This window comes from Thermococcus sp. 4557, from assembly GCF_000221185.1.
Lineage (GTDB): Archaea > Methanobacteriota_B > Thermococci > Thermococcales > Thermococcaceae > Thermococcus.
The window spans coordinates 1,115,614-1,133,222 of sequence record NC_015865.1 but is presented as its reverse complement, the minus strand read 5'-3'; the positions used below and the strand labels follow the sequence as shown (position 1 = coordinate 1,133,222).

Genomic DNA, 17,609 nt, shown 5'->3' with positions numbered 1-17,609 from the left:
TAAGTTTATTTGTCCCGGTGTTAAAATGGGCAGGCTACTCGGTGGCGTTCTCACTGTGGCTGGAGTACTCCTCTGGTACTACGGGGGCACCAGCGGAACTACAGCTCTCGTCAACCTGGGGATAGGGACGATAATCCTCGGCCTCGTCGCGGCCGTCCTGCCCTTGGGTGGCCAGGTTGGCAGGGAGGTGCTTCCCCTCACATGCGGCCCCTCCTGCGACTTCTTCGAAACCCTGCGGCGCGACCTTGAGCTCGAGGGGAACCCCGTAATAGTTCCCCCCTACGAGAACCTCCCGAAGGGTGCGGTCTTCCTGCCAAAGTCCTCCGATTTTTCCCCCCACCTCGGCAGGTTTGGGGAGGGTACGGTATTCGTTGCGGGTTCCGAGCGCGAGAGCGGCGTCCTGATAAGCCCCCCCGCGGGATGGGGAATCGTTGAGTACACGATTGAGAACGTCGGGGAGCTGGCAGGGACGGGGCTTGGATACGCATCGTCCGCCGTTTCTTCAGTTCTGAGCGCCCTGGGCATTGGTTCCGCGGAGGTCTTTGAAAAGGAAGACGGCAGAATCGAGGTCTTCGTGAGACCCATGTGCGATGGTCCGGTCTATGCGGACCCCGTCTCGTCGGCGGTTCTCCTGGCGGTCGCCATGGGGACAGGGGAGCTGCTGAAGGTGTCTTCCGTCGAGCGGGGCAGTGAGCACGTGAAAATCGTCCTAGAGCGTCTCGGTGGGATCGAGAAATGGCTATGAGGGAGAACGTCGTGCTGTTCCTGGCCCTCTGGCTGGTCGCCACCGCCCTCCTCAGCCCATCAACAGAGATATTCCTGACGGTGGCCCTCATAGGAATCCTGATAACCCTGGAGGTGGGCGAGTTCTACCTCCCGAGGGACGTCAAGGACTCGCTGAAGTTCTCCGCCTACCTTCTCCTCCTCGCCTTCGCCTTCATCGTGGCGAGAAAGGTGTACGAGGTAATAAAATGAGGAACAGAACTGAAATTAAACCGTTCTGAGGAGCTCCCCGACCGTTCTCCGGACAGCCTCGTAGCTGTTGAGCCTCGGACTCCAGCCGGTTTCCTTCGCCTTCTCTATGCTCAGGCGCATGAACTTGACGTCCCCCTTCCAGCCGCGGCCCCCATCGACGCCGCCGGTGAGCCTGAAGGCTGGCTTTAACCCCATCCCCTCGCTGACTATCTCCGCTATCTCCCGAACGGTTATCCAGTCGTCGTTGCCGAGGTTGTAGAAGTCGACGGTTCTGTCGCTCCCCTTGAAGCGCTCGAAGATGTGGAGCATGCCCTCAACCGTATCGCTCACGTGGAGGTAGCTCTTCCTCTGGGTGCCGTCGCCGAGTATCTCGAGCTCCCCCGGGTTCTTCCTGAGCTTGTTTATGAAGTCGTAGATGACCCCGTGGTTCGAGCGCTCGCCTATGATGTTGGCGAGGCGGAAGATCAGGGCCCTGAACCCGAAGGTGTGGGCGTAGCCGCTGATTAAAGCCTCGGCCGCGAGCTTCGCACCGCCGTAGACGCTTATCGGTTCGAGCGGGGCGTAGTCCTCCGGCGTCGGAATCACGGACGCGTCGCCGTAGACGGTTGAGGAGGAGGTGAAAACGAGGTACCTGGCGCTTGAACCCCTCATCGCGTTGAGCAGGTTGTAGGTTATCAGCACGTTTGTCTCGTAGAGCAGCTCCGGGCTCTGGGAGCCTATTCTAACCTCCGGGTTCGCCGCGAGGTGAAAGACGGCATCGACGCCCTCAACGGCTTCCCCAACGATTCCCGGGTCCCTCATGTCCCCTTCGATAAACTCAAAGCGCTCGTGGTTCAGCCACCGCCTTATGTTCTCCAGACTGCCCGCGCTGAGGTCGTCGAGAACCCTGACCTCCCATCCGAGCTCCATCAACTTATCCACCAGGTGTGAGCCTATGAACCCGGCACCTCCCGTAACGAGGACTTTCATTCGTACCACCACCGATGATGAGACAAAATTATTTAAATACGTTTGGACCCATCCTATGACGGTCTTGATAACCCCTGGATGGTGATAATCAATGAGAGTCCTCATAATGGCCGGCGGCTACGCCACCAGACTCTGGCCCATAACCAAGGACAACCCGAAGGCCCTGCTTCCAGTCGGGAACAGGGTGATCCTCGACTACATCCTGGAGAGCGTTATGGAGCTGGAGCTCGAGACCTACATCTCAACCAACCGCTTCTTCGAGGCCCACTTCCGCCCCTACGCCGAGAAGCACGGCGTGGGCCTTATAGTGGAGGACACCCTTCACGAGGAGGAGAAGCTCGGCACGATAGGGGCCATGAAGAAGGCCGTGGAGGAGCTCGGCCCCGACGACTACCTCGTCATCGCCGGCGACAACCTCTTCTCCTTCGGCCTGAGGGACTTTCTGAGGGCCTACGACGGCAGGACGCTGATAGCGGTCTACGACGTCGGCGACCTCGAACTGGCGAAGCGCTACGGTGTGGTGGTCCTGGAAGGAGACAGGGTTATATCCTTCGAGGAGAAGCCGGCCCAGCCGCGCTCGACGCTCATAAGCACCGGCGTCTACGTCTTCCCTAGGACCGTCATGGAGCGCATCGAAGAGTACCTCTCCAACGGCAACCGCGACTCCCCCGGCTACTTCCTCCAGTGGCTCCTCGAGAGGGGCGAGCCGATTAAGGCCTACCGCTTCTCCGAGTACTGGTACGACATAGGCTCGGCCGACAGCTACCTCGAGGCCCTCAAGACCCTCCTGCGCGAGAGCCACGTCGAGGAGATTCAGATAAGCCCCTACGCGAAAATCATTCCCCCGGTAGTCATAAAGAGGGGCGCCAAGATACTCGGGAGGTCAATAATAGGCCCCTACGCCTACATCGGCGAGAACTGCGTCATCGAGAACTCCGACGTCAGCGACTCCATAATCTTCAGGAACACCGTTATCAAAAACTCCACCATCTGGCGCTCCATCATCGACGAGAAGTGCGAGATAAGAAACCTCGAGCTCAGGAAGAGCCTCGTCGGCGGGCACGCGAAGATACAGAGGGGTGAGTGAGACCCTACCTGTTTCGGGTGGGGTCTACTTCTCTGGCCTTGCGGTGCATCAAATCGCAATCCTTATTAACAATGAGACCCTACCTGAAACAGGTGGGGTCTAATGCTTTTTGACCTTTGGGAAGGGAATACATCATCCCGGACCCCGTGATCAGAAGACTCTTCCAGACGTGATGTTTTCGGCAATTGGCTTTTTTAGGGACGTTAGAAGAAGTGAGGAGTGCCCCGTCGGAAAGGCTGGAGTTAAGTTCCACTCTTTACAGACCTTCGCCATTAAATGCAATCCACGACCCCTCACGAATCATGGACGCGTTATCAGTTCAGGTCCGCAGCCGGGTGAAGCTTTCGCTTCAGTCTCCCCCGCGAGACACTCCTCAAATACCTATAGGGTCTTTAACTATATAAACCTTTGCTTTTATTTATAGCAAAATTTTTTTGAAACGGTTCGAAATAATTTTTACCCGGGGGCTCCCGCACCCTCGACGCGGACGTGCAAAACCGTGGCGGCTGCGCAACGCTTTTATTACTCTGCGATGGTAGTGAACTGTGGGATAACCGGAGGTAAGAGGGGACTTTAATGGAACGGTGGAGGAGGTCTGAAATAGCATCCTTTCTGCACACCATCATCGAGCCCAAGTTCGCGGCCCCTATCGTAACCGCTATCGCCCTCGCCTTCAGGCTCATCCCCCTGCGCTTTGAGTACCTCCTCGGCTACGATCCATACTTCCACCTCGCTTACATCCGGTATGCTCTGGAGAAGGGAGAGTGGGTGAACTTCTTCACGCACGCCCTGGGCCCCTACGGGTACCAGATTGGCGGATTCCACCCCCTCGGTCTGTGGATGACACCCGCCTACTTCTATAAACTCCTCTCCCCCTTCGGCGTTTCGCTCTACAACGCCTTCAGAATAACGCCGGTTGTATTCGGCGTCCTCACCGTGCTGTTCACGTACCTCGCCGTGCTGAGGCTCTACGGCAAGAGAGAGGCCTTCCTCTCGGCGTTTCTCCTGGCCGTGAGCTTCGGCCACGTCTTCCGCTCGATGGCCGGTTACTACCGCGGCGACAACTACATGCTCTTCCTATACAGCGCGGCCCTCCTTGGAACCGCCGTTCCCCTTTCCCTCAGGGGCCCCCGGTGGAGGAACGTCCGGCTGGCACTCTATCTCCTGCCCGGGATCTTCGCCGGCCTTTCCGCGGCATTCTGGCAGGCGTACTACCCCATATTCGCACTCGTTGCCGCCAACGCCCTCCTCCTCGCCGTGGGTGCGTTCCTCCTCGGGAGGGACAGGTACCTCCGGGATTCCCTGGCCCTCCTCGCATCCCTGGCCGTCGGCGCCCTTCTAGCAAACTCGATAGGCCCCCACCTCGGGTACGGCATGGTGGGCGCCACCCACTGGCTAGGGAGAAAGCTGGCCGAGGAGCTCGGGGTCCAGTTCGGGTTCATCAGGGACCTGTTCATCCTTCTGTACCTCAAATACGCACTTCCCCTCGCCATGGCATCCGTCATCGCCCTGGCGATTCTCTCCAGGTTCGTCCGTGATAGAAAACAGAGGGCGCTGATAGTCCTCATCGGGACGGCCGCGGCGCTCTGGCTGGCCGTCAGGTACTACGGCGTCATAAACGGGGCCATCCTTCGCATTTTCCCGGAGAGCCCGATAGCCGAAACCCAGAGGACGGCCTTCGATGACTGGTGGGAGGCCTACGGCATCGCGGGACTTCTCGTGCCGCTCTTCCTCATCCGCTTCCTCAGGCGCCCCAGGCCCGCCGATTTCCTCCTCCTGGGCACCGCCATCGTCATGATACCCATGGCTGTCATCTGGACCAGGTTCCTCTTCATATCCTCCCTCGCAGTGGCCGCTATGACCGGCATTGGGCTGGTGGCCCTCTATGATACGGCGGATGCTTGGATTGAGGGTATCACTGAGAACAAACGGAAATGGCTCTCCGCTGCCCTCTCCCTGCTCCTGATTGGCGTCCCCCTGATATCTGCATACCAGGGAACCGGCACAACGCTGAGCGTCCACCCCTTCATGACCGGCAACTGGGAGTCCGCCCTCACCTACCTCGGGAACGTCTCCAACCCCAACGACGTCGTCCTCACCTGGTGGGATCAGGGCCACTGGGTGACGTACTACTCGATGAGGGCCCCCGTTGCGCAGGGAGGGCCGCGAGAATGGGTGGCCAAGTACTACCTCGGTCTCAAGGGGGAAAACGACCTGATGAAGCTCGGCGTTGATTACGTCATCGTCTCCTACGACACCCTGATGAAGTTCGGGGCCGTTATGGAGACGGCGAGGGTCTCCCCGGACGAGTACGGCCTCGTGGTGCTTCACAGGGTGCCCTCCCGCGGATCGATCCTCGTGTTCTCCAGCGGCCCCTACTCTGTGATGGCCGTTCCGGGGAAGGATAGGTGGGACGTCAAGGTGAACATCGGCGGGCGCTTCCTGCTGCCCGAGAGGGTTTTCGTTGAGGCCGGTGAAAGGCTGGACGAGGTGGCCCTCTCCGGCCGCCCCACCGCCGACGTCTACGTTTACATAAACCTGAACTACGGCTACGCGGTTCTCATGAACGGCAGGGCCTTCGACACCCCCCTGGCGCGGCTGATGTTTACCGATGACTGTCCCAGGAATTACACCCTCGTGTACTCCGACGGCGGCTACGTGAAGATCTTCCGGTTCAGGCATCCGAACGTCGTCGTTGCCGCGGAAAACGGCTCCGTCGTTCTCAGGTTCACCAACGCCACCGGAACCGGCCTTGGGGTCTACGGCTACCTCGACAACGGCACGCTCGTCTTCAAGAAGTGGTACGGCGTCGGTGGGAGGGATTCCTTTGTTCTCCCCGACGACATCAACGGAAGCGTCGTCGTGAGGTACACCTACGTCCGGAAGAAGACGGTGCTGGATAGGGGGGTTTTCAGGATAGACGACATCCTGGCGAACGGCTGATATTAAGGGCTCAAAAGCCTCATAATGCCATCGCAGAGCCATCATAATTACAGGTGGCTCCCATGAGCGAGGCAAGTCAGACTCTGCAGAAGATCGCCAGGGGGACGGGGATTGTTTTTGCCGGGACGGTAATTTCGATGTTTTCCGGTTGCCCAAACGAAGGACTTATGAACAATACCCCCCGAACCAGTTCGGAGTGTATCGGGGGGCGTATCATTTTTCGACCAGAGACCCAGGAAAGATAAAAGCCGGCTGTTTGGACGTCCAGAAAACCAAAAGTGTTATATATAATACTTTCTAATTTTTGGACATGAGAATCCTTTCAAAAATGGAGGTTAGAGTACTTTTGAAACTTAGAGGACAGAGAAGCGTAAGCGGGCTGGCTGATGAACTAGACTTATCACTCTCCCGAACCTCAACTCTTGTTGCATCCCTTGAAAGAACGGGTTTGATAAGGACCGAAAAAAGAGGAAAACACAGGGTGGTCTCGCTAAGTGATGCAAAAGCCGCGGAGCTTTTTAAAAGACTTGTTTTCAAGTTTGGCCATATGCCCCTTGATGAGATTCTGAGCGGGAAGAGTCTCCCCATTTTCGCAGTTCTCAGAGACGCTCCGTTAAGTGCCCATGAGCTCCTCATAAAGAGCAACCTTCCCCGGAGCACCCTCTATTACGTGATTGACGGGCTGTCCAATTACGGTCTTATCGGGAAGAAAGATGAAAAGTATTTTCTAGTGGAGAGATATAGCCTGTTTCACGAGTTTGCAGAGGAATTTTATGAGTTGCAAAATTCCATCAAAACGAGAGAATTCTCCGAGGACTCCATCCTAGTGTGGAGTGGAGTTGGAGAATTTATTATGTTGACGAGGGGGTATAAGGGGAAAGATGTTGGAAACTTCCATCTAACCGGGCTTGAAAGATTCAGCGATTTTGGGGTGGAGCTTATTGGAACCGGACAGTATCACTATTATTATTCTGAGAAAGCGGAGGAGCTTTCTCTGGAAGAGGTTATTGTGCATGCATTGCTAATTGATTTCAGCCCAAGAACAATTCTGTATTCAATCGTCCTCTTGTTGGGGCATAAGGGTAAAATAAATCAAAAGAAGCTTTTAAAATTTGGTAGAAAATACGACATCAGCGTGAGAGAATTGTTGGGGTATCTTGAGGGTAAAGAGGTTAAAAGATACCCCTACCCCTCTATGAAAGAAGTGAAAGAAATCCTCAAAATGTACTTCGGTGAAGGGAAGTGAGTGCACTGACCTCCTCCCATCCTGAAGGACGGAGAGGGGGTCAGGTTACTAAAACCAAAATATTTAAATATTCGAATCATGTTTATTATAATCATGATTCGAAAATTTGTAAACCGGAAGAGAGAGCTCGAAGTCCTGGAGGGAGCGTGGAGGGGAGGCTCTCGACTTTTTGTGGTTTACGGGAGAAGAAGGGTGGGAAAAACAGCCCTTTTGAGAAAATTCCTGGAGAACAAAAGGGGCATATATTTTCTCTGCTCCCAGAGGGGATATGAGAAAGACCTTGAGAGATTTTCTCATGAGATAAGCTCTTTTATCGGTACTCCGGTGAGATTCGAAAGCTTTAGTGATGCATTTAAGTTCCTAAGCGGGCATGGAAAGCTTTTGGTGGTTCTTGATGAGTTCCCCTACTTAATAGAGGCGGACAAGGGTGTTACATCCGAGTTTCAGGAGGTAGTGGATATAGTGCTTGAGGGTTCAGAGATTACCATTATCCTCTGCGGTTCGAGCGTTGGAATGATGGAGCGTGAGGTTCTCAGCTACAAGAGTCCCCTCTACGGGCGGGCAAGTGGGGTTCTGAAGGTCAAACCATTCCGCTTCTTCGATATGGCCGAATGGTTTGGAAAGGACTTTGAGAGGCTTTTGAGACTCTATGGGGTTACGTGGGGGATTCCCAAGTACATGGAGTTCTTCAAAACTGGGAGCGATGAGGAAATCATCAACAACTTCTTTGACCCGAGTGCATTTCTTTTCAACGAGGCGAGGCTTCTCCTCATGGAGGAACTGAGGAATCCAACGAGATACATGCAGATCATCGAGGCCATAGCCATGGGAAAAACCCGGCTTAATGAGATCGCTCAGTACGCTGGGATGGAGGCCAAAGACCTATCTGCATATCTCAGGGTGCTCTCAAATCTTGGAATTGTGAAGCGGGAAGTTCCAATAACAGAAAGGAAAGCCAAGAGGGGGATTTATGTTATAGAAGATGAATACTTCCGTTTTTACCACCGCTTCGTCAGTCCGCACTATGAGGATATAGACTCCCTCAACCCCGAGCCGGCAGTTCAGGATTTCCTGAGGAACTTTAACACCTACCTTGGAAAGACCTTCGAAAAAGCAGCCAAAGAGTTTCTAATGGAACTTAACAAGCATGGGGAGCTGCCGTTTAAGTTCACGAAGATCGGAAAGTGGTGGCATAAAAATGAGGAAATTGACCTCGTTGCACTGGACAAAAGGGAGAATAAGGCCCTGCTGGTGGAGGTAAAGTGGAAGGAGTTGAGGGAGAAAGAGGCGAGGGGAATTTTAAAAGATTTAGAGCGCAAAAGCGGGCTTGTGGGGCTGGAAAACTGGCAGAAGTATTACGGTTTGATAGCGAAGGGCATTGAAAGTAAGGAAACCCTCCGGGGTGAGGGCTGGCTCCTGTGGGACCTGGGGGACTTTGAGAATTCGAATTCCAAGAGGGAAACTCTGAACGGGCCCATTTCGAAGGCTAAAGACTCATCGTGAGTCAAATATAAGTCATCCATGCGTCAAATGAGTCAAAAAGGTGGCTCCCATGAGCGAGGCAAGCCAGGCTCTGCAGAGGATTGCGGGAGGGCGGGGATTGTCTTTGCGGGAACGGTTATCTCGATGTTCTTCGGGTTTCTGAGCAGGGCGATTATAGCGAGGTACTTTTCCACTGAAGAGTACGGTGTTTTCAATCTGGCTTTGACCATCCTGAACGTGGCCCTCGTTGCTGTTATGCTCGGATTCTCAAATTCCCTGCCAAGGGAGGTGGCATTTTACAGGAAAGGGTGGTAATTTGGGGGTTTGATTTAGTATTATGTTGATTCTAGAGCTCTGTGTTGTTTGCAACAAAGTGCAATGGAATATATTGTGTTTTTGTGTATTGAAATAGGAATGTGGAATAAATCTTTAAAGTTAGGCTAGTTTCAGCTAATTAGTTAGATCCTGCCTTTGAGTTTTAAACCATGTATGGCTTTCTTTAGTCTTTCGTTTTCTCGTTCTTTACCCTGATAACTCAAATTAAGATATTTTGGTTTTCTCTTAGCAAATTCTGAGCCCTCTTCAAAAATCTCCATTAAAACTCTTCCGTCCATGTCATTTGGAATCGGTAATCCAAAGATATGCAAGATTGTTGGGGTGATATCATAAACAGTAGGTACCCTACTGAAGTTAATGTCCTCTGAAATTGTCCTCCCAGTGACTGAGAAGATGCCATGGATTTCGTGGTCTCCCTTGTAGATGTTTTCTGTCAATTTTCCATTAAGTTCATGTGAAAACTCGACGCCTTTTTTTGGAATTACAAATAGATTAGGCATTCTGTTTAGGTAATTCCCGTGGTAGATCCTTGAAACTTCAATAACGTCTAAGATCTCGTCGTATTTACTTAATACCTTTTTTATCTCGTTAATTTTGCTTTTATCTTTCACATAGATGCCCCAGTTAGCAGGTTCTACCATAAATGCATCTGCACTCTGAGTAATGTAGCTGAGGGAACTTGCAGAGACTTTGGTTCTCCTGACGATATTATTCAGTATTTTCTTTGGTATTCTATTTTTGATATGGTTAAAGAATATTGCTTTGCTTTTGCTATATCTTATAAACCCATTTTCTGCAAGAGCGCTGTTTACATAGAATATTTTGTTCTTTACCTCAAATCCATGGTCACTAACTATAAAGAGGAAGTCGGCTACTGACTTGGCAGTTTCAATGAATTTTAGTATGTGCTTGAAAGTTGGGGATACAAGATGGACGTCTTTTTCGTATAGTATCTGGGGGAATATATGGGAAAACCAATCGGTTTCGCTGAAAACTATGAAATAGAGACTCCAGTCGGTCCTTTCAAGCAGGTCATAATAGAGGTTCAATCTTGTTTCTGTGTATTCCTCAACTCTCCGTGGATACTCTTTTTTTCCGTATTTTGCCCACTCGTGAGGAGGGTCAATTAGGTATTCCTTATATCTCTCCTCCAGTTTCTGAGGGTATATTGCTTGTTCGGGAGCAGCCCAGTCTGAAACGATAATAGTATTGTCTTTTTGTTTGATCCCTGTGAAAGGATACGTCATTGGGAGATTTATTAGAACACTTCTTAAATTTGCTTTATTCAGGATTTCTGAAAGACGGGGATATTTAACGTCTTTTGAATTGAACAAGCCAATTCTATTGTCCTTCATATTGACTTTCTGCCAGCCTATAATTCCGTGTTTGGCCGGGTTAACTCCTGTAATAATTGATGTCCATGAAGGCGGGGTATATGGAGGTATGGTTGATATAAAATCGTGGAGTTGGTCTTTTATCCCAACAAGTTTAGCTGTTGTTTTGTTAGCTCCGTCGATTCCGATTATTACAATCTTTTTTTGGGAAGACATGGTCAATCACCTCAGTACAGGATAACTATGTTGTTATCATTGTATATCATTAAAAGATTATTCTGTACAATATAAGATCCTGAAGGGAGCGGTTTAAACCTATTCCATGCTTGTAGGGATACTAGCCGTAGATGCTTTTTAAAGAGCAACGTATTCACAACTAGTAATGACTTCTCATTTCTGTACTTTCCCTGAACAAGATTTTCATAAATTCTGAGAGTTATTCCCCACTTAAATATTTTGACTCTCGATGTCTCATATAGATGATATTTGGAGAGAATTATCTGGTAATATCCTCCAGTGTTACCATCGGAGATTATAGATATGTCCTGTATGTGATGAGAAATCCACTCTATGCTAGGAAAATACATATCAAATGAAGTCTCACCTCTAGTATCTTCAAATGTACTGGTGTACATAATTTGGAGCGTCCCTAATCCAAAAGAAGCGACTAGAGTTCCTACTAAAAATAGCGATATCAGTTTGATTTTGAGTGTGTTCTTTAGTGGATGTAGTCCTGAAAGTATGTATGTAACAACAAATGGATATAGCAATGTTTGAAATACTACCGGGGGGAATATGAAGGTTGCTGAAAAATATGCACCCATAAATAAAATATTCCCAAGTAGTATTACCATCAAAAGGCTTGTTGTTTTCTCAGTAGATGCTTTATCTATCTGCCAGAGATTGTGATATAAAATCAGAACAGATATTAATGTTATTATTGCGTATGAAATATATAGTCCGAAATTGATGATTTCGCTTGGAATAAAAAATTTGGAGCTGAATATGTAGTCCCTTGGTACAAAATTGCCTTTAGAGAATACTCCTCTAAGTATATAGTTGATTGAGACGTTTCTAGCAAGAATAATAACATCGCGAAATGCACCCCCATAGGTCAACCCCCTAATAAAAATCCATGATATAACAGTTATCAAAATGTATGTGTAAATTCCCCATTTTTGTATGGTATGCTTCTTGTTTGAAAAGGTTAGATGAACAATTATATATGCTACTATCAACGAGAATCCTATCATACCAGCACTATGCCAGTATAAAGACAATGCTAAATAAGATAGAATTCCGAGTATCAATATTTTTAAGGGGCTCGAAGTTCTAATAAGTGACCATAAGATTGTGGAGATTAACATCAAAGGAATTCCTGACCACGAAATGGTGATTGTAAATAAAATCGAAAGACCAATGATCATGCTTTTGTTTAATTTCTTGTCTTCAAATTGTAATAGTGTTAGTAATATTATGTACGCAGGTATCCTAAAAAGGGTTGATACTAAAAATATTGTTCTATCTAATATCAATGGGTCTTCATTGGCAACTAGGATGAGTATTGCCTTATTAAGTACATATTGGGTGAGAACGGATCTGGCATAATAGGGGAATGTTGAATACTCGAAGTCTAATCCAAAATTTGGCAGAAACAAATTTGCAATATGGTGCGGATTATACGCATATCCAGGAGAATTGGGCAAAAAAACCCCAATATTAATTATCAAGAGGAGAATTCCAAGCAAATACATGTGAATTCTTCGAATAATTGGTATGTGGTTCATAGTATTTCACCTTGTCAATTCTAAGTATACTTCTATAATCCGTCTTGCAATATTGTCCCATATGAACTGTTCTGCATACTTTTTTATGTTCTTCCGACTCTGATATTTTTCGATGGCTGTTAAAATTTTCTCAGCTAGGCACTTTGGGTCTTTGGGGGGGCATAGTAAACCGTAGTCTTTGGAGGTTATTATTTCTGGAACCCCCCCAACTGCTGTTCCCACAAAGGGAAGTCCCACTCCAAGGGCCTCAAACATAACCGTTGGGTTCCCCTCGCTCAGACTCGGTAGCACAAATATGTCCGCGGCGTTCATCCAGTATTTCAACTCGTCATCCGAGACAAAGCCAAGTAGCTGGACGTGCTTTTGGAGACCAAGCTCGTTGATTTGTTTCTGTAATCTGTCCTTGAGAGGACCGTTACCTCCTATGTAACACACAACGTCATCCCTCTCTCTCACAACTATTGACATCGCATCAATGAGGTACTGGAAGCCTTTCCTCTCGATTAGATTGCCAAGACTGAACACCACTTTATTGCCATAAGGTAGTCCTAAGATTGATCTTGCCTCTTTCCTGTCCATAAATGGCAACCTTTTTGGGTCAAAGCCATTTGGAACGTAGAACACGTTGGAATTAAACTCTTTAAGGAGCTGGACATCAGCCCTGTTGACTCGGATTAGAGCATCAGCATTCTTCCACGTCCAATATATTCTTTCGTTCTTTGAGTTGTACTCTTCTAGGAACCAATCGCGGTTCTCATGGACGGTGATTACGGAGGGAACACCATACTTTTTTGCCAACTTTACGCCAGCGTATCCACTCGGCCACGTGAAGTGGGCATGAATCAAGTCGAACTCAATTTTGTGCCTTTTGATGTAACGGTCAAAGAGCTTAGCAAGCTTGTCGCCAAGTTTGGTGTTCCTCCCATCGGGCGTGAAGTAAACGGTAGAAACAACGTGGACTCTGACGTTGGAGGGAATCCCTGTTAAGTCAACAAGGTTTTTCTTGGAGAACTTCTCGACATGTCTAAAATAGGAAAGGGGCATATATGGAGCGAGCTCGGAAAGGCGGTTGTGGTGGACTAAAACATCTATACTCTCCACTTCCTTAGAAAGTGCTCCTGAAAAATCTTTGATGAAGAATTTATAAAACGGTGCAATTGTCAGGATTCTCATTGGGATTAACCCCCGACCACTTCCATTATCAGCTGGGTTACCTTCCTTTTAACTTTCTTCGCCTTTTCAAGCTCCTGTGCGCTGTTCTTTCTCTTGCCATTCAAAACATACTCCACAATCTCTCCCGGTTCCCTTGAGTGCAGCATCTCTCCCCTCTCAACCAAATCCCTGTCCACGGCGAGCAGCCTCTCGCCCGGGAAGAACGACACCGCGGGCACACCCATAACCGCTGCCTCCCTGGCCATCGTTCCCGAGCCTGTAAGGGTTGCCTTTGAATGGTAGATTAGGTTCAGCCCATCGAGTGCTTTTGGAGGAATGTAAACGTTGCCGAAACCGTTTGCCAGCGCCCTCTCCTCCTCATTTCTGGGAAGGTACACGACGTTTATACCCTCCCTTTCAAAGAGCCTCAGGAGTTCAGGTACCAGCGATTCCCCGTGGAGGACGTAGAGGGACGTCAATGACTCCGGCCTGAGCACGACGTACTCATCGAATGGAATCCCGCTCTCCTCAGGGAACCGGGGATCCGGCTCGAAGTCGGCCAGGTATATGTGCTCCTTGTAACCTGGATAGGTCCTTACCCTGTTCCCAAAGTATTCCCTAAACGGCTCCTCCGCAACCTCTGGAACGAGAACGACGTCGGCCATCTTCTTTATCCTGGACTCGATCCTCTGAAACAGGGGTTTCTCCCCGATGAACTTCAGGTCGTTGTCCAGCATCAGGACAACTTTCGTCCCCCTCAGCTTCCCCGCGGGGATTGGCATGGCGTTTTCAAAGCTCAGGAGGAGCTTTGCTCTGGGTGCCTTATAGAGCAGGCGGAAGGTTCTTCCCGCGAATGACAGGGACTTCATGAGGGGGTTGTATCTATCTGAACCGAAAACCTCCCCATCGAGGCCGTACATCCGTATCAGTTGTGCGGTTTCGCCCCGATTGAATCCCGTCACGTATATGGAGTATTCCCTGAGCTCCCTGATCAGTGCGGCGATGACGTGGACCTGCGGGGTGTTGGCCACATCCGCCCAGATGTCATAGGTCTTCCTTCCCATTTCCAAGCACCCTGATCTCAAACCCTGCCCTCTTCCATTTCTCGTGATCAAGGATGTTGCGGGCATCGAAGGCGCACCTGTGCCTCATGAGCTTCCCGATCTCTTCTGGGTCGAGGAATTTAAACACCTCATGATCGGTTATCACAACAATGCAGTCGCTGTCCTTAACGGCCTCCTCAAGGCTCAGCAGAGGGTATTCGAACTCCTGCACGAACGGATCGTAGACCTTAACCCGTAATCCGTCGTTCTCGGCCAGCCGTATGAACCTCAGCGCCGGGGTCTCACGGGCGTCATCAACGTTCCCCTTGTAAGCGACGCCGAAGACCGTGATCGTGGGATATTCAATCCCCCTCAGCATTTTCCTGACCCTGCGGAGGGTGTAGTTGGGCATCGTATCGTTCACGTGCCTGGCAAGCGCTATCATCTTCCCGTTCGAGGAGTCCTGGATAACGAACCATGGGTCGATGGCTATGCAGTGACCACCAACACCCGGCCCCGGTTTGTGGAGGTTCACCCTTGGGTGCTTGTTCGCCAGCTCTATGGCCTCCCAGATGTTGATACCATATTCCTCGGCGATCTGGGCGAGCTCATTGACGAGGGCAATGTTCACGTCGCGGTAGGTGTTCTCGATAAGCTTCACGAACTCCGCTGTGGTGGCGTCGGTCAGGTATATGTTGCCCTTAACGAAAGAGGAGTACAGCTCTTTGGCAAGTTCCGCCGACTCGGGGGTTATTCCACCGATTATCCTATCGTTGTGGATCATCTCGTGGATGGTCTTCCCCGGAATGGCGCGCTCTGGGCAGTGGACGACGTGGAAATCAGTTCCCGCCTTTAGTCCGCTCTTTTCGAGTATCGGGATAAGCAGTCTTTCCGTGGTGTTAGGCGGGACCGTGGACTCCAGTATGACCAGATTCCCTTCCCTGAGGTGGGGCCATATCATCTCCGCGGCGGATTTGACGTATTTGAGGTCGGCCGCTTTAGTGTGTTCATCAAGCGGTGTTGGGACTGCGATTAGAAAGACGTCAGATTCTTCAACCTGGGTGCTGGCCCTGAAGTTGCCCCGGGCCTTTTCAAAGAGCTCATCGAGTCCCGGCTCCTGAAAAGGAAGCTCCCCCGAATTCAGGAGCTCCACCTTTCTTTTGTCCACATCAACCCCGATGACCTCGTGACCGCTTGCTGCAAACAGGAGCGCGGTTGGAAGGCCTATGTATCCGAGACCGAGGACTGAGATTTTCATGGGTTTCGCCTCCACAATATCTTACTTCTGTTTTATCTTCAGCCCCACTTCCCTTATCTCCCTCTTCAAACCCGCCATGCTCTTGAATATGTACCCCGTGACGAACCCGAATATCACGAGGTTAATCCCCGTGATCACGAAAATCGATGTGAGCGGTGCCAGCAGGTAGTGAGTTACCCCCCTCTGCCACTCCTGTATCACGTAGACCCCGGTTATGAAGCCCACCAGCAGGGCAAGGAATCCCAGGAGGTACAGGTACCTCCCCGGATTATACCTGACCATAAGCTCTATTATCGTCTTCCCTATCCTCCAGCCGTCCTTTATCGGGTGGAGGTTTGCCTCACCTTTCCTCTTACGGTAGCTTATCGGAACCTCCGCGATGCGGAACCCCTTGGCTATCGTCTCAACTGTGAGCTCCGTCTCGATCTCAAATCCGTGCTTCTCAAGCTCCACGCTCTTGTAGAGCTCCTTCGTCAGGGCCCGGTATCCTGTTAAGAGATCGTGAACCTTGACCCCGTACATGAACCGGAAGAGCGCGTTGAATATCTTGTTCCCAACCAGATTAAGCCGGGTAAAAGCCCATCTTCAAAGTTCTCCAGTCTGTTACCGATCACATGCTCCGCTATGCCCCTCTCAATCGGCTGAAGCATCTTCCCGATGTCCTTGGGGTCGTACGTCCCGTCCCCGTCGATCATGACGATTACATCAGTGTCGATGAGGTTGAACGCCTCTGCAACGGCCTGTCCCTTGCCCTTTCCGCTTTGCACTACAACGGTTGCACCCTTCTCCTTTGCTATCTCCCTCGTCCTGTCGGTGCTGTGGCCATCTATGACTAGAATGTTGGTGTATCCCAGTTTTTTGAACCCATCAATGACTTCCCCTATTCCATCCTCCTCGTTCCTGGTTGGGATGAGGATTGTGACGTCCTCGGGGCTGACCTTTCTCTCCATCCTATTAAACCCCCGCGACATAATGTGCTGCCATTCCCTCGGGAGATCGGAGGGTTGCTCTGTTTGCGTGTTTACCATCAAAAGAAACTGCCCTAACCGACCCTGCCTCCGGCCCCTCGTTGTACGCTGGGATCACGACCAGAACCCTCTGCCCCATGATTTCCACCGGCTCCCCTTGTTACACCTCATCCATGGTTCGTGATTTAAATCCCCCGCTGGATTATTGCATCACCTTGGAGATTCCATTGCGGCTTATTGGCTCCACGCTCTTAAAGCTTTCTAACCATCTGGGGTACTCCGGTTTGTACACGGAACGTTAGTCGTTGTTAAATCGGCCGGTGTTGGTGTAGATTGTAACAGCAGCCGCGTCTGATGCCCTTTTATGTACCCTTAGATTGCTCAAATCCCACGACCTGTTCCATTCCCCTCTATCTAGGGCCCCATCGCCCCCTCCCGCCGGGCCCGACCGAAAACTTTTTAAACCCTCCCTCCTCCCTAATCTCGGACACGCCCCGGTGGTGTAGCCCGGTCAATCATGCGGGACTCTCGATCCCGCGACCCGGGTTCAAATCCCGGCCGGGGCACCAGAATCCTTCTCCTGGGCCCGTGGCTCAGCCTGGTCAGAGCGCCCGCCTGATAAGCGGGAGGTCCGGGGTTCGAAGCCCCGCGGGCCCACCAATACAAACTTCGCCTTCGCGAAGTTTGATCAAGGTCGGTGATTCCTGTTTGAGTGCTCTTTTGGGAGTGTTTGCCTTTTTGAACATGTGTTTTAGTGGGGAATTCCTTTTGAAGTTGCTTTGTTTGTGTGGGTTTACTTCTCCCGCGCTCCGTTGGAGCGCTTTTAGAGTCAAACCCGTGTTTCAGGAGCTTTGAGAGTAAATTCCTGCTTGAAAATTCCTGTTGAGAGTGCCAACGTTCCCCAAGTTGCATTTTTGGAAGGAATCACGAACTTTGATCAAACTTTTCGCCAGAAAAGTTTCTTGGTCAAGCTTTTTCCAAAAGCTTCTGCGCGACGTCGAGCAAAGCTCGACGCAAGGGACGACAGTC

At 50.5% G+C, this 17,609-nt stretch carries 15 protein-coding genes, 2 tRNA genes and 1 pseudogene; 9 read left to right on the top strand and 9 right to left on the bottom strand.

Annotation, left to right across the window (positions count from 1 at the left end):
* The first annotated feature begins 25 nt into the window (after nt 1-25).
* Together GQS_RS06040 and GQS_RS06035 are read left to right on the top strand one after the other, a co-directional pair.
* Nucleotides 26-745 (top strand): hypothetical protein, encoded by a 720-nt coding sequence (locus tag GQS_RS06040; protein ID WP_014012783.1) that lies wholly within the window; start codon nt 26-28, stop codon nt 743-745.
* Nucleotides 736-975, top strand: a complete 240-nt coding sequence (locus GQS_RS06035; RefSeq protein WP_014012782.1) for a hypothetical protein — start codon at nt 736-738, stop codon at nt 973-975. The genes GQS_RS06040 and GQS_RS06035 overlap by 10 nt, the downstream gene beginning before the upstream one ends.
* A 15-nt stretch (nt 976-990) precedes the next feature.
* Here the strand turns inward: GQS_RS06035 and GQS_RS06030 are convergent, their stop codons facing one another.
* On the bottom strand, nt 991-1,944 hold the full coding sequence (locus tag GQS_RS06030; protein ID WP_014012781.1) for an NAD-dependent epimerase/dehydratase family protein: 954 nt from the start codon (nt 1,942-1,944) through the stop codon (nt 991-993).
* Between the two features lie 91 nt (nt 1,945-2,035).
* Between GQS_RS06030 and GQS_RS06025 the strand changes: the two genes are divergently transcribed.
* The 5 genes and pseudogenes from GQS_RS06025 to GQS_RS06000 form a co-directional block, all read left to right on the top strand.
* Nucleotides 2,036-3,031, top strand: a complete 996-nt coding sequence (locus GQS_RS06025; protein ID WP_014012780.1) for a sugar phosphate nucleotidyltransferase — start codon at nt 2,036-2,038, stop codon at nt 3,029-3,031.
* 576 nt (nt 3,032-3,607) lie between these two features.
* A complete protein-coding gene (locus GQS_RS06020; protein WP_014012779.1) occupies nt 3,608-5,974 on the top strand; it encodes an STT3 domain-containing protein in 2,367 nt (788 codons plus the stop codon).
* A 310-nt stretch (nt 5,975-6,284) separates the two neighbouring features.
* Entirely contained in the window at nt 6,285-7,220 is a 936-nt protein-coding gene (locus tag GQS_RS06010; RefSeq protein ID WP_048056538.1) for a helix-turn-helix domain-containing protein, read from the top strand.
* Nucleotides 7,221-7,313: 93 nt separating this feature from the next.
* Nucleotides 7,314-8,723, top strand: coding sequence for an ATP-binding protein (locus tag GQS_RS06005; protein ID WP_048056640.1), 1,410 nt, complete (start codon nt 7,314-7,316; stop codon nt 8,721-8,723).
* Between the two features lie 49 nt (nt 8,724-8,772).
* Nucleotides 8,773-9,008 (top strand): annotated as a pseudogene (locus GQS_RS06000) (oligosaccharide flippase family protein); the annotation flags it as partial.
* Nucleotides 9,009-9,160: 152 nt separating this feature from the next.
* On the opposite strand, the gene GQS_RS05995 reads toward GQS_RS06000, so the two are convergent.
* Genes GQS_RS05995 through GQS_RS10950 form a run of 8 tightly spaced genes read right to left on the bottom strand, consistent with a single transcriptional unit; the run spans nt 9,161 to nt 16,728 of the window.
* Nucleotides 9,161-10,588 carry an alkaline phosphatase family protein gene (locus GQS_RS05995; protein WP_014012774.1) on the bottom strand — a complete coding sequence of 476 codons (1,428 nt, stop codon included), beginning with the start codon at nt 10,586-10,588 and terminating at the stop codon, nt 9,161-9,163.
* Nucleotides 10,589-10,599: 11 nt separating this feature from the next.
* Entirely contained in the window at nt 10,600-12,159 is a 1,560-nt protein-coding gene (locus GQS_RS05990) for a hypothetical protein (protein WP_014012773.1), read from the bottom strand.
* A 6-nt stretch (nt 12,160-12,165) separates the two neighbouring features.
* Nucleotides 12,166-13,332, bottom strand: coding sequence for a glycosyltransferase (locus GQS_RS05985; protein WP_014012772.1), 1,167 nt, complete (start codon nt 13,330-13,332; stop codon nt 12,166-12,168).
* A 5-nt stretch (nt 13,333-13,337) separates the two neighbouring features.
* A complete protein-coding gene (locus GQS_RS05980) occupies nt 13,338-14,375 on the bottom strand; it encodes a DUF354 domain-containing protein (RefSeq protein ID WP_014012771.1) in 1,038 nt (345 codons plus the stop codon).
* Complete coding sequence (locus tag GQS_RS05975) at nt 14,356-15,612, bottom strand: nucleotide sugar dehydrogenase (RefSeq protein ID WP_014012770.1); 1,257 nt, start codon at nt 15,610-15,612, stop codon at nt 14,356-14,358. The genes GQS_RS05980 and GQS_RS05975 overlap by 20 nt, the downstream gene beginning before the upstream one ends.
* A 21-nt stretch (nt 15,613-15,633) precedes the next feature.
* On the bottom strand, nt 15,634-16,134 hold the full coding sequence (locus GQS_RS11065) for a hypothetical protein (RefSeq protein WP_238515715.1): 501 nt from the start codon (nt 16,132-16,134) through the stop codon (nt 15,634-15,636).
* The gene (locus tag GQS_RS11060; protein WP_238515713.1) at nt 16,104-16,562 is read right to left on the bottom strand and encodes a glycosyltransferase; all 459 of its coding nucleotides are present in this window, start codon (nt 16,560-16,562) and stop codon (nt 16,104-16,106) included. Before GQS_RS11060 ends, GQS_RS11065 begins: the two co-directional genes overlap by 31 nt.
* Before the next feature lie 4 nt (nt 16,563-16,566).
* Complete coding sequence (locus tag GQS_RS10950) at nt 16,567-16,728, bottom strand: hypothetical protein (RefSeq protein WP_158306491.1); 162 nt, start codon at nt 16,726-16,728, stop codon at nt 16,567-16,569.
* A gap of 343 nt (nt 16,729-17,071) precedes the next feature.
* On the opposite strand from GQS_RS10950, the gene GQS_RS05965 reads away from it, so the two are divergent.
* Both GQS_RS05965 and GQS_RS05960 read left to right on the top strand, forming a co-directional pair.
* Nucleotides 17,072-17,149: transfer RNA gene (locus GQS_RS05965), tRNA-Glu, on the top strand.
* Nucleotides 17,150-17,162: 13 nt separating this feature from the next.
* Nucleotides 17,163-17,240: transfer RNA gene (locus GQS_RS05960), tRNA-Ile, on the top strand.
* Nucleotides 17,241-17,609 lie beyond the last annotated feature (369 nt).